Source organism: Pedobacter sp. G11, assembly GCF_003860265.1.
Classification (GTDB): Bacteria; Bacteroidota; Bacteroidia; order Sphingobacteriales; family Sphingobacteriaceae; genus Pedobacter; species Pedobacter agri.
In genome coordinates this window covers 3,067,111-3,080,760 of sequence record NZ_CP034190.1, presented here as the reverse complement: position 1 = coordinate 3,080,760, position 13,650 = coordinate 3,067,111, and the positions used below count along the sequence as shown (strand labels likewise).

The window sequence follows — 13,650 nt, the reverse complement described above, 5'->3', positions numbered from 1 at the left end:
CCAAATTACATCAGGTTAAAATTAATTGGCATATTGTATCTCACGCGAACTGGAATTCCCTTATTTTTTCCTGGTTTCCAGAACGGAGATTTCTTAATTACTTTCATTGCTTCTTCATCACATCCGTAACCAATTCCTCTTAATACTTTCACATCCGTAATGGAACCATCTTTTTCGACTACAAAACTCACGAATACCTTACCTGTAACACCTTCCTCTTGCGCATGAGACGGATAACGTAAGTTACGCTCCATATATTTAGTGAAAGCTTTCATGCCACCTGCAAATTCAGGATATTCATCCACGCCCTCAATACCCACAATGGCATTTGAATCTCCTCCGCCCTCACCTTCTTTAGCCACACCGTTGCCATTGCCACTAGTTGCAGGAACAGTCAAAACCAGATCAGGTTTAATTTCACCATCTTGCGTCACATTGCTCACCACAGCGTTCTGAATTTCCTTTATTGTTGGCGGATCTTTAATTTCAGGTTTATCTACCACAACAATATTTGAGGTCATTTTAACTGTTTTTACTTTTACCGGTTCTGCTTTTGCAGGCTCAACTTTTTTCTCTGGTTCAGGTTTCTTCATTTCGTGAATCACATCAGTTAAATCGACAACTGTGGGTGGAGAAACTTTTTCGATAACCGTAGGAAACATTTTACTATACACTAGCGGAGCAAAGGCAAGCAATAAAAACAAGCTTACGGAAACCAGTAAGGCTTTGGTCATGATGCTGGAAGATTTTGACCTTAATTCGTAAGCGCCATAGGTTTTGTTGCGGTCTGCAAATACAAGATCGAGCCACTCGGTTTTGTACACATTGATTGATGAATTGAACATAGCTATTAATTTTTATAGCATGATGTATCAAAAACCAGAATTCCATAAAAGAAGCAAAAAATCTCTTTTCGTTACGAAAAGTGAAAAATTTCATTTAAAAAACATTTTTTTATTTCATTTTCAATAAAATTGATAGAAATCTTACGATTGTTTTATAAAAATTAATAAAATATACTATTTTTGACAAAAAACATAACAAATTAATGAAAAGCTTAAGAACCATCGCATTAAAAGAGGCTCAAAACAGAATTTCACCAGAAGTTAAATCACCATCTTCAAAAATTTCTGATTTTTTTGGCGCTAATGTATTTGATAAGAAAAAAATGAGAGATTTCTTATCTAAGGACGTGTACGAAAAATTGATCTCATCTATTAACCAAGGTGAATTAATCAATTCTGATGATGCCAACCAAATTGCAACCGCTATGAAAGCATGGGCAATGAGCGCTGGCGCAACACACTACACTCACTGGTTCCAGCCGTTAACAGGTACAACTGCTGAAAAGCATGATTCATTTTTTGAGCCAAGTGGCGATGGTGCTATCGAGAAATTTGCTGGTAGCGCATTAGTTCAACAAGAGCCAGATGCATCAAGTTTCCCTAACGGAGGTATCCGTAATACTTTCGAAGCTCGTGGTTACACCGCTTGGGATCCATCATCTCCAGCCTTCATTATGGAAAGCAAAGCTGGTAAAACACTTTGTATTCCAACTGTATTCGTTTCCTATACAGGAGAAGCATTAGATTATAAAGCACCTTTATTAAAAGCATTGGCTTCGCTAGATAAAGCTGCCGTTGATGTTTGTCAGTATTTCGATAAAAGCATTACGAAAGTAAACGCTTCATTGGGTATCGAGCAAGAATATTTTTTAGTTGATGAGTCATTATTCAATGCTCGTCCGGATTTACTATTAACTGGTCGTGCTTTATTCGGACACATGTCTGCTAAAGGCCAACAGCTTGAAGATCACTATTTCGGATCAATTCCTGAGCGTGTATTCACTTACATGGTTGATTTTGAAAACGAAGCTTTAAAATTAGGTATTCCTTTAAAAACCCGTCATAATGAGGTTGCACCATCTCAATTTGAGTGTGCACCAATTTACGAAGAGATCAACTTAGCTATCGATCACAATCAATTGTTGATGGATTTAATGGAAAAAGTTGCTCGTCGCCACCACTTCCGCGTTTTATTGCATGAGAAACCTTATGCTGGTATTAACGGATCGGGTAAACACAACAACTGGTCGTTAATTACTGATACTGGTAAAAACTTATTGGCTCCGGGTAAAACGCCAAAAAACAATTTGATGTTCTTAACTTTCTTCGTAAACACGATTAAAGCCGTTAGTGAGCATGCAGATTTATTACGTGCAAGTATTGCATCTGTGAGCAACGATCACCGTTTAGGTGCTAACGAAGCGCCACCAGCAATCATCTCTATCTTCCTGGGTTCGCAATTAAATGATGTTTTAGATGAGATCGAGCATTCACGTATCAGCAAAAAAATTAAAGAAGATAATGCACTTTGGTTAGGTATTCCTAAAATTCCACAAATTTTGTTGGATAACACAGACCGTAACCGTACTTCTCCTTTCGCATTTACAGGTAATAAATTTGAGTTAAGAGCAGTTGGTTCTTCAGCTAACTCTTCAGCACCAATGACGATCTTAAACGCGATCATGGCGGAGCAATTGGTTAAATTTAAAGCTGAAGTTGATAAATTAATCAAGAAAGGTGATAAAAAAGATATCGCATTATTAACGGTAATCAAAAAATACATCAAAGAATCTAAATCGATTCGTTTTGAAGGTAATGGTTACAGCCAGGAGTGGGAAGATGAAGCAGCAGCACGTGGTTTATCAAACATCAAAACTACGCCTAAAGCTTTAGATGCATACTTAACTGAAAAATCGGCTAGTTTATTTGAAACTACAGGCATTTACAGCAAACGTGAAATCCATGCCCGTCATGAGATCATGCTAGAAAACTTCTACAAAAAATTACAAATCGAAGCTCGTGTAATGGGTGAAGTGGCAAACACTGCAATTATACCTGCGGCTATCGCTTATCAAAACTCTTTAATCGCAAATGTTAAGGGATTGAAAGAGCTTGGTGTAGAAAGTAAATCTTCTCTTGATATCGTTAAAAAACTTTCTGAGCATTTAGATATTGTAAAAACGAATATCGATGCCATGTTAGAAGAACGTAAAGTAACCAACAAAATCGAAGATACCCGTGAGAAAGCAATTGCTTATGACGAAAAAGTTAAATCTTACTTTGATTTAATTCGTTACCATGCTGATAAATTGGAGCAAATTGTTGACGACAGCGTTTGGCCTTTACCAAAATTCAGAGAATTATTATTCATGAAATAAGCTTTGAACCTTAAGGTTTAAAGTATAGGGTGTAAGGTTTAGACTTTACACCCTTTTTTTATGGCAGAATTTCATCCGATCATCATTATGAGCTGGTATTGGCATCTGAATCTTCTGACTCCGGACCAGGTACTTTTCACTCAATATAAAAAACTCTTCAACTTAATTTCGTCTTTTTACAACTATTAAGTATGTAATAAAATTTCTTACTTCTGACTTTTTACTTAATGCTAAAAACCTTTTACCTTTTACCTTTTACCTTCTACCTCTATTCCTTATCTTTGCGCCAACATGAGTGATAACAGATACAATCAACGTGGCGTTTCTGCCTCAAAAGAAGATGTGCATAATGCCATCAAAAACATCGACAAAGGAATTTTCCCAAAAGCATTTTGCAAAATTATTCCGGATATCCTTGGTGGTGACGAAGCTTATTGTAACATCATGCATGCAGATGGTGCCGGAACAAAATCATCACTTGCTTATGTTTACTGGAAAGAAACCGGAGACATTTCCATTTGGAAAGGAATTGCGCAAGATGCCATCATCATGAATATTGATGATTTAATCTGCGTAGGTGCTACTGATAACATTCTTTTATCCTCAACCATTGGCCGCAACAAAAACCTAATCCCGGGTGAAGTAATTGCAGCGGTAATTAATGGAACAGAAGAAATTTTAGCTGATTTACGTGAGCAAGGCATTTCCATCTATTCAACAGGTGGAGAAACCGCAGATGTAGGCGACCTGGTAAGAACCATTATTGTTGATTCTACCGTAACTTGCCGTTTAAAACGTGAAGACATCATCAGCAATGATAACATTAAGCCTGGCGATGTAATTGTGGCTTTGGCCTCATACGGTCAAGCAACATACGAAACCGAATACAACGGCGGAATGGGATCTAATGGACTAACTTCTGCCCGCCATGATGTTTTTGAAAAATCTGTTGCCAATAACTATCCGGAGAGCTTTGACCCGGCAGTTCCGTTTGACTTGGTGTTCTCTGGTCAGAAACAACTGACAGATGAAATTGAAATCGAAGGATTTGGTAAAACTACTGTTGGAAAACTAGTGCTATCTCCTACCCGTACCTATGCGCCGGTAATCAAAAAAATATTAGAAAGTTATCGTCACCAAATCAATGGAATTGTTCATTGCAGCGGTGGTGCGCAAACGAAAGTGCTGCATTTCATTAATGACGATATCCACGTCATAAAAGACAATTTATTTCCTGTTCCTCCACTATTTAAACTTATCCAGGAAGAATCTGGCACAGATTGGAAAGAAATGTATAAAGTGTTTAACATGGGGCACCGCATGGAATTATACGTGCCTCAGGAAATTGCAGCAGCTATCATTGAAATATCAAAAAGCTTTAACATCGATGCGAAGATTATTGGTCGCGTAGAAAAAGGCGAACAAAAACAAGTTACAATCGAGAGCGAAAAAGGAACATTCGTTTACAATTAAAATGCAAATCATATAACCTCAATTATAACATTGTCATACTGAGCTTGTCGAAGTACTGGTATAATCAACTGAGCATTTCGACAAGCTCGATCTGACAAAACGATTTACCTCATCACCGCATTTCCTACTCACGGTTAATGAACTTATGGAAGGTACTTTCCTCCCCGTCACTTTTCTCCTCCTGATAAAGTAGATCGAGTTTATTAGAATCGAAGTTTTCAAAAAACGTATCCCAATCAATTTCCTTTAAATCGGATTTGTTTTCACTGTGTTTAGGAAAATGAATTCTTAACACCCCGTCATTGTCTCCTTTGGCGGTATCAGCAACTATTGCGGGCACACCACCATGTTTCTCAGCCCATGCTTTAATGGTAGCATGGTTGTGAGTTTGTTTTGAACTGCTCATAATTTATCATTTATTAAATTAATTATTAATAATAATTATACAAGCAGCTAAAAGGTTTTCAGATTTTTAAAATTGCCGTAAAAAACAAAAGCCCCGACTTTGCAGTCGGGGCTTTAATCTTAGTATTTGAATTAAGTATTAGTTAAAGTTATAACGAACACCGAATTGCATGTAATAAGTAGATGATATTGTTTGTGTAGTACCAAAAGTATCACGAATTACGTCACCACCAGCAGTATTTAATCTAAATGTAGGTCTGGTAGTATTATTAACTGATGTAGAGTTTGTAGGAACCAAAACAGATGTACTGTTTACGAAGTTTCTATTACCCCATTTGCGGTTTAATAAGTTTCCAACGTTGAAGATATCAACAGAGAACTGAAATGAATTTTTAGTTTTTCCGTAGTTTTTGAAAATCTCTTGAGTTAATCTAAAGTCGAACTGATTTCTCCAAGGTAAAGTTGCACCATTACGTTTAGCATATTCACCTCTGTGCTCGCTTAAATATTTATCCTGAGCGATGTAATTTTCGAAAATTTGGCTTTGCTCTGCAGCAGTAAAAGTTCTTGCAGCTGCACCAGTTCCAACAGTTTGAGCAACGAAATCGATTTCACTTGCATTTCTAGGAATGTACATTAGATCGTTTCCATTTACACCATCACGGTTAAAATCTGCTCCGTAAGTGTAAGAGAATCTACCTTGTTGAGCACCTTCATAAAATACAGAAACGAAAGTTGCTAAGTTTTTCAAAAATTCTTTGCGGTAAGAAACACTAGCAATGATACGATCAGGATTTAAGTTATTTGAATAACTCAATGTTGGATCATTTGGATTACCTGATGTTTGAGGAATTGACCATAAGTTACCCAACTGATCACCAGCACCATCACCGTAGTTACGTTGATCAGAACGTGTATAAGCAATCATTGCAGAAACTCCGCTATTAAATTGTTTTGTCAATTGCGCAGTAGCCTGCCAGTTGTAACCACCTTTAGCGTTAGTCATTTCTGTAACGTTCAAAGCACCAGTTCCATTTGCTGTAGGAATACCTGCAGCGTTAATATCCACTACTTGTCTACCTGCTACCGAGTTTGGAAACAATGGTCTTGTATCTGGATATCCTGAAATGGCAAGGTTTGTAGGGTTTTCAAGGTTTACATTTTTAGCAACGGCAACTCTTAAATCTTTTCCATAAATACCTTCTAAAGTACCAACAATACCCCAAGGTAATTTTGCATCAATCGCTAAACTCGATTTCCATGTTTGTGGAAATTTCAAGTCTGGAGACATTACACTAATTGTACCTGGAATAGAAGTACCAGCCGCAGGTTTAGTTGCAGTTAACAAGTTAGGTGCAATACTTGGATTGAAAAACGGTGTGTTAGCACCAGAATATACTTGCAAATATTGTAATAAACCAGCATCACTCGATTGAGAAACTACCCATACAAAAGGCACACGACCAGTAAAGATACCAGAACCACCGCGAACTTGTAATGAACGATCACCCATTACATCCCAGTTAAATCCGAAACGTGGAGAGTAAGAAAGCGTATTTTCAGGTAAAACACCTGTATCTACTTTTTTGCCATTTGCAAAAGTTTGAGCAGCTACTAAAGGATGTGTTTGGATTTCTGATGCATCAGGATATGTAGCTTGTTCAACACGTAAACCAGCTGTTAATTTCAAACGATCAGTAACTGTGAATTCATCCTGTAAGTAAGCTGAATACTGAGCGAACTTGAAGCTAGGGAAAGCCTGAGATCCATCTGCAGTTAGTGGGTAAGTTACAGAATATTGTAATGGTCTTTGATTAGTAATAAAGTCATTCCAAGATCTAAAAGTGTAGAAACCAGTACCAAAACGTTGGAAACCATTTTTAGTTGTGCTGAATTCAGCTTGTAAACCTAAAGTAAGGTTGTGTTTTCCTAAAGCAATACTTAAATCATCGCTATAAGTATAACCTTTTACATCACGTAAGTTTCCGAAAGTAAATGGTTCATAACCAAATGTTGTTAATACGTTACCAGCGTTAGCAGTGGTTTGCGTTCCATCTAAAATATCTACTAAAGGAAACTCAGCACTGTCAGAGTTTCTAGGGTCATTCTGGTGCGAATAAGTTACACGAGCAACATTAGTTACTTTACTTCCAAAGTTTGAATTTAACTCTGCAACAGCTGAATATAAGTTTGCTGCCTGATAATAGTTAGAGTTATAGAAAGGCATACCTGCGTTACGTGTAGTTCCAGATCTTACGTTATTGTAAGCTAAAGTTCCTGTAACACCAGAGTTGGTAACAGATGTACTTGCAAACGACGGGCTTTGACTTTCTACCTGGTTGTAACGAACACTGAAACGGTGATTTTTATTAATGTTCCAATCTAAACGGGCAAACATTTTCTCATTATCACTTACATTCTGATAACCTTCAAATGGCCCTGTTTTGTAACCATAACGTGTATCTAGATAAGAAGATACTTCATTTAAAAAAGAAGCGCTCGCTTGTACAACATTAGGATTGGCGGTAGAATATGGGTTAGCAGCTGTAGCAGCTATACGCTGCGTTCCAGCTTCGATAGTATGTTTTTTCTCATAGTTAACAAAGAAAAATAATTTATCCTTTACAATCGGACCACCTAAGCTAAAACCATAGTTTTTTTCATCTAATGGCTGCAAACTTGGAATTCTGTAAGAATCTCCAATTCTTTTACCTTGATTATCCTCTGTTCTCATGGTATAAAATGCGTTACCTGAGAAAGTGTTTGTACCAGAACGTGTAACAGCAGTTACAGAACCACCTGTAAAACCTGTTTGGCGAACGTCATAAGGCGTAACATTAATAGAGATTTGCTCCAATGCGTCAATTGAAATTGGAGAACCTCCAGCAGGAATGTTCTGACCAATACCAAACTGGTTATTAAAGTTAGCACCATCAACCGTGAAGTTGTTTGAACGGTAGTTACCACCACCGATTGAAGTACCATTAGCTTGCGGCGTTAAACGTGTCAAATCGTTCACACTACGTGAAATAGTAGGCAAAGCCTGAATTTGTTGTTTTCCAATTACTGTTGAAGTACCATTTTTATTTGAATTTAAGATGCTGTTTGTACTTTGACCAACAACTTTAACTTCAGCAAGGGTTGAACTGTTATCAACCAAAACCAAATTAACCAAATAAGGCTCACCTAATTTCAAAGAAATGTCTGATAATTTTGCAGGCTTATAACCTACGAAACTTACCTCAACCGTGTAAGGACCACCTACACGCATACCACCAATGGTAAATCTACCGTCAGCATTGGTTGAAACGGTGTAAACTGAACCTGTCGGTGTATGCGTAGCTTTAACGCTTGCACCTGGCAATGCACCACTCGCATCCTTAATTGTTCCTGTCATTGATGAGGTGGTAACCTGAGCGCTTGCGCCGAAAGTGATACCTACAACTGCAACAATAACGAGTACTAATCTTAAAAGTAAAGATTTGTTCATACTTTGTTTTTTAATTGTTTTTTGTTTGTTGAATAATAATCGGGGGTGATTTTATTGCTGCAAATGTAGGGATTAAAATTTAACACATTTTAACATCCAATGTTAAATTATCGTTAAGCAATCTAAAACTTTTCAACAATTAACATGGCAGATTAACACTTTAACTTTCAGTTTATTAATCGATCTGAAGTCGTATTGAATATTTATTAAGAAAATACCTTAAATATTATGATTATTGAATCGACTTCTAACCAATTGAACAATTTTTCAAAAAAAAACTTCCAACAATTTATCTGTTAGCGGAATAAATCTTACAAATTACTGACGATAGGATGAATTTCTGATTAAAAATTGCCTGTATGAGCAATTCCCTTAACATATATACATTTTATATGAATGCTAAAGCTAAATTTCGATTCGCCGAATTAGCATAAGGTGTTTTGAGGAAGCCGAATGTATTGGTTTCGAAAATTTGACAATGTATGTCAATAATCATCGCAATCAATTAACATTTTTTTTTTAGTTTTGGCAATTGATGGTCCGATGATTAAGACCATACGGTAATGCGAAAGTTGGGCAACCATCAATCCGAGAATTATCCCGATGCGGGAGACTCCTTCCGCCAGAAGATTACTGCAATAAATAGTTAAAAGGAAATCTCTTTAATATAAATATGAACTACGACGTTATTGTTTTAGGCAGCGGCCCAGGTGGTTATGTAGCTGCAATCAGAGCTTCACAATTAGGAATGAAAGTTGCAATTGTAGAGCGTGAATCATTAGGTGGTATTTGTTTAAACTGGGGTTGTATCCCAACTAAAGCGCTTTTAAAAAGTGCTCAGGTTTTCGAATATATCAATCACGCAGCTGATTATGGTATTACTACCGCAGAGGCTACAGCAGATTTTGCTGCTGTTGTAAAACGCAGTCGCGGTGTTGCGGATGGCATGAGTAAAGGCGTTCAGTTCTTAATGAAAAAGAACAAAATTGACGTGATCATGGGTACTGGTAAAGTAAAACCAGGCAACAAATTAGAAGTTAAAGGTGCTGATGGTTCTCAAAAAGAATTAACAGCTAAAAATATCATTATCGCTACAGGTGCCCGCTCAAGAGAATTACCTAACCTAAAACAAGACGGTAAAAAAATTATCGGTTACCGCCAGGCGATGGTACTTCCTGAGTTACCAAAAAGCATGGTAGTAGTAGGTTCTGGCGCTATCGGTGTAGAGTTTGCTTATTTCTACGCTACAATGGGTACCAAAGTAACTATCGTCGAATTTATGGAAAATGTGGTTCCGGTAGAAGATGAAGATGTATCGAAACAATTATTACGCAGCTTGAAAAAAGTTGGTATCGATGTAATGACTTCCGCTTCTGTTGAATCAGTTGATACTGCTGGTGCAGGCTGTAAAGTTTCAGTTAAAACGGCTTCAGGTATGCAAACTATCGAAGCTGATATCGTACTATCTGCAGCTGGTATTGTAGCCAACATCGAAAACATTGGCTTAGAAGAAACTGGCATTAAAACGGAAAAAGGTAAAATTGTAACTGACGAGTTTTATAACACCTCAGTAAAAGGCTACTATGCCATTGGTGATGTTGTCGGCGGTCAGGCTTTGGCTCACGTGGCATCTGCAGAAGGCATTATTTGCGTAGAGAAAATTGCCGGACAACATGTTGAACCGTTAGATTACAATAATATTCCGGGATGTACGTATTGCACACCTGAAATTGCATCTGTAGGTTACACTGAAAAAGCTGCAAAAGCAGCTGGGTACGAACTTAAAATAGGAAAATTCCCATTCTCGGCTTCAGGTAAAGCAAGTGCTGCTGGCGCAAAAGATGGCTTCATTAAATTAATTTTTGATGCCAAATATGGAGAATTGTTAGGTGCGCACATGATTGGTGCAAACGTAACCGAAATGATCGCAGAAATTGTGGTGGCTCGTAAACTGGAAACTACAGGCCATGAAATGATTAAATCAGTACACCCTCACCCTACCATGAGTGAGGCCATTATGGAAGCTGCTGCTGATGCATACGGCGAAGTGATCCATTTATAAGCTGAAAGCTGTTTAATGACAAAACCCTTTAGTTAGTGCTAAAGGGTTTTCTTATTTTTAACCGATTCAAACTTCATACTTGGTACTTGATATTTACTACTTTATACTTGACACTTGATACTAAAACTATAAAATGAAACTACATACCATAGATACTGGACTCTTTAAATTAGATGGTGGCGCCATGTTCGGTGTGGTACCAAAAGTAATCTGGCAGAAAACTAACCCGGCAGACCATAATAATCTTTGTACCTGGGCCATGCGATGTTTATTAATTGAAGACGAAGGTAAACTGATATTGGTAGATACCGGAATTGGAGATAAACAGGATGAAAAGTTTTTCAGTCACTACTACCTACATGGAGAAGCTTCAATGTCGAAATCCCTCGCGAACATAGGGTTTGGCCTCGATGATATTACTGACGTCTTTTTAACTCACTTACATTTCGACCATGTGGGTGGAGCAATCAGCAAGGTGAACGACAAGCTGGTTCCGACATTTAAAAACGCGAACTACTGGAGCAACGAGAAACATTGGCAGTGGGCCGTTGAGCCTAACCCCCGTGAGAAAGCTTCTTTTCTGAAAGAAAACATTTTACCCATACAGGAAAGCGGTCAGCTTCAATTTATTAAGGAGGAAGAAAATATTGAATGGCAGAAAGATATCAAAATTTCATTTGCATATGGACATACGGATGCAATGATGCTTCCAAAAATCAGTTATAAAGGGAAAACTATTGTGTACATGGCCGATCTTCTACCCTCTGTTGGTCACTTGCCACTACCTTACGTAATGGCTTATGATATGTTTCCGCTTAAAACATTAACTGAAAAACAAGCTTTTTTGGAGGAAGCAGTTGCAAACAACTATATTCTTTACCTGGAACACGATCCTATCAATGAGTGCTGTACACTACAAAAAACTGAAAAAGGCATTCGGGTAGCACAGACTTTTAAATTAAGCGAAATCTAAATGATCAGGCCTGCAGCAACTCAGGATGCTCCATTTGTAGCACCACTTATTATTCAGGCTATGGGAGATTTAGCCGCCAAATTTGCAAATTCTAATAATCCGCAAGTAATTCTGGGTTTGTTCATCTATTTCTTTCAGCAGGAAAACAATCAATATAGCTATCAAAACACGCTGGTGTTCGAGGAGAATGATCAAATACTAGGTTCATTAAATGCATACGATGGTGCAAAATTATTTGAACTCAGGGAAAACTTCCTGAATTATTTAAAAGAAAACCACGGATTAAACAGCTTCCATCCAGAACCTGAAACGCAGGAAGGAGAATTTTACTTTGATACAATTAGTGTACATCCTGATGCACAAGGAAAGGGAATTGGAAAGGCACTTATCATAGCAGGCATTGATTGGGCCAAAGCATTGGGCCACCAAAAAATTGGTTTAATAGTTGAAAAGGAAAATCCAAGAGCTAAAGAACTTTATGAAAATATGGGATTTATCGCCCAAAATAGTATGGTTTTCCTGGGCGGAGATTATTTCCACCTCACCTACTGTTTCGAAGTTCAGCCTACGTAAAGTCACAAAAATTATATTTTTCAATTTTTATTTGTATTTAATCTAAATAATAAGCAATTTCGCATCAGATGGAAAAAGCTTGTATCGATATCAATGAACTGGTTAACGTATTCTCAAATGCACATGGTTCTATTTATCAATCAGATAAACTAAACTGTTTCTATGTAGATTTTGGCGGAAAATTTGCCAAATACAACTGTCTGTCTCTTCAAAAACTCAAAAAAGTAGTGGAGCAAATTGATATCGAAGCACTTCTATTAAATACTCACAAAGCAGATTTCGAATTGGTAACCTTTAATGGTTGTGAGCATATCTATTTATTAAGCGCATTGGAAATCATTGCTTTAAAAGACCTTCTTCAGGGCACGTTCACCATGTTTAAGCTAAATCATCTGATTAGCGATTGTCTGTATAGATTGGTTTATTAGTTCATTAGCCAATAGTTCATTGCCAATTGATTCGTTAGTGAATCGATCTTTGTTCATTAGACTAGCTCTTTAATCTTTATCCTTTCACTTCTATCCATCTAGCGCTCAGCGAGTATCCGTTTCACGTTATTCATTCGATCACCTACCAGCTATTTCTTAATACCCATTTATAAAGTCTTCATCGGCTTGTCATTATTTAAACTCATTATAAATAACTAACTATCAGCAATTTAGACTAATTTCATATAGTAAATAAATGATATAATTGAACAAATTCGTTTTACATTTGTATTGTTATTAAAGCACAGAAATTATGAAAGATCTAATGCGTATAAAATGTTTAATATCTCAGGATATCGAAACACTTTTAAATCAGCAAATAAAAAAAGAAGCTCACTCTTCATCACTATATTTATCAATGGCATCATGGTGTAACCAAAATGGTTATGATTATTCTTCCGATTATTTCACAAAACAATCGGAAGAAGAAAGAATGCACCAGCTTAAATTATTCAAATATGTTTTGGATATGGGCGGAAATGCGATCTCTCCTGAAGTTACAGGTATTAAAACTGACTTCGCAGGATTTAGAGAAGTTTTTGAAGATGCACTCGAGGCGGAAATCGCAATTACTCAAAGCTTCAAAAATTTAGCATCAAGATGCCACAAGGAACAAGATTTCGTAACCATGGAATTTTTAAACTGGTTCTTGAAAGAGCAGCGTGAAGAAGAATACAAAGCCCGTAGAGCTTTAGAATTATTTGAAGTTATTGGCGAAGAAGGTACAGGAAGATGGGAAATTGACAAACATGTTAATAAAATCACTTATTCTGAAGACTAAGCATAACAACTAACAAAACATATATATTAAAGCTATCTCTAACGAGATGGCTTTTTTTTGTTTTTAGAGGTTTTCATTGGAAACTCGTTTCAGAAACTTAATTACATAGCCAATATACTCACACCGCCCTCATATTGAACGCGTTTTTAAAATCTAATCTCATCATATTGCTCCGCCGAATA

The 13,650-nt window shown here is 37.0% G+C and carries 10 protein-coding genes; 7 read left to right on the top strand and 3 right to left on the bottom strand.

What is annotated here, in order from left to right; genetic code table 11:
• Window positions 1-5: 5 nt before the first annotated feature.
• Window positions 6-845 carry an energy transducer TonB gene (locus EA772_RS13440; protein ID WP_124913656.1) on the bottom strand — a complete coding sequence of 280 codons (840 nt, stop codon included), beginning with the start codon at window positions 843-845 and terminating at the stop codon, window positions 6-8.
• A 203-nt stretch (window positions 846-1,048) separates the two neighbouring features.
• Here EA772_RS13440 and EA772_RS13435 point away from each other — a divergent pair, with 203 nt between their 5' ends.
• Both EA772_RS13435 and EA772_RS13430 read left to right on the top strand, forming a co-directional pair.
• Window positions 1,049-3,223, top strand: a complete 2,175-nt coding sequence (locus tag EA772_RS13435; RefSeq protein ID WP_116170056.1) for a glutamine synthetase III — start codon at window positions 1,049-1,051, stop codon at window positions 3,221-3,223.
• 291 nt (window positions 3,224-3,514) lie between these two features.
• Window positions 3,515-4,696: an AIR synthase-related protein gene (locus tag EA772_RS13430; protein ID WP_124913655.1), complete on the top strand. Its 1,182-nt coding sequence runs from the start codon at window positions 3,515-3,517 to the stop codon at window positions 4,694-4,696.
• A 124-nt stretch (window positions 4,697-4,820) separates the two neighbouring features.
• Here EA772_RS13430 and EA772_RS13425 read toward each other — a convergent pair whose 3' ends face one another.
• Window positions 4,821-5,102 (bottom strand): hypothetical protein, encoded by a 282-nt coding sequence (locus EA772_RS13425; RefSeq protein WP_124913654.1) that lies wholly within the window; start codon window positions 5,100-5,102, stop codon window positions 4,821-4,823.
• Window positions 5,103-5,240: 138 nt separating this feature from the next.
• Complete coding sequence (locus EA772_RS13420; protein ID WP_124913653.1) at window positions 5,241-8,591, bottom strand: TonB-dependent receptor domain-containing protein; 3,351 nt, start codon at window positions 8,589-8,591, stop codon at window positions 5,241-5,243.
• Window positions 8,592-9,264: 673 nt separating this feature from the next.
• Here EA772_RS13420 and lpdA point away from each other — a divergent pair.
• The 5 genes from lpdA (at window position 9,265) to EA772_RS13395 (ending at window position 13,468) form a co-directional block, all read left to right on the top strand.
• Window positions 9,265-10,653 carry a dihydrolipoyl dehydrogenase gene (gene lpdA / locus EA772_RS13415; RefSeq protein WP_010603204.1) on the top strand — a complete coding sequence of 463 codons (1,389 nt, stop codon included), beginning with the start codon at window positions 9,265-9,267 and terminating at the stop codon, window positions 10,651-10,653.
• Window positions 10,654-10,786: 133 nt separating this feature from the next.
• Entirely contained in the window at window positions 10,787-11,626 is an 840-nt protein-coding gene (locus tag EA772_RS13410) for an MBL fold metallo-hydrolase (RefSeq protein WP_124913652.1), read from the top strand.
• The gene (locus EA772_RS13405; protein ID WP_124913651.1) at window positions 11,627-12,199 is read left to right on the top strand and encodes a GNAT family N-acetyltransferase; all 573 of its coding nucleotides are present in this window, start codon (window positions 11,627-11,629) and stop codon (window positions 12,197-12,199) included.
• Window positions 12,200-12,267: 68 nt separating this feature from the next.
• Complete coding sequence (locus EA772_RS13400; RefSeq protein ID WP_010603201.1) at window positions 12,268-12,627, top strand: hypothetical protein; 360 nt, start codon at window positions 12,268-12,270, stop codon at window positions 12,625-12,627.
• Between the two features lie 313 nt (window positions 12,628-12,940).
• On the top strand, window positions 12,941-13,468 hold the full coding sequence (locus EA772_RS13395) for a ferritin (protein WP_124913650.1): 528 nt from the start codon (window positions 12,941-12,943) through the stop codon (window positions 13,466-13,468).
• Window positions 13,469-13,650: the final 182 nt, after the last annotated feature.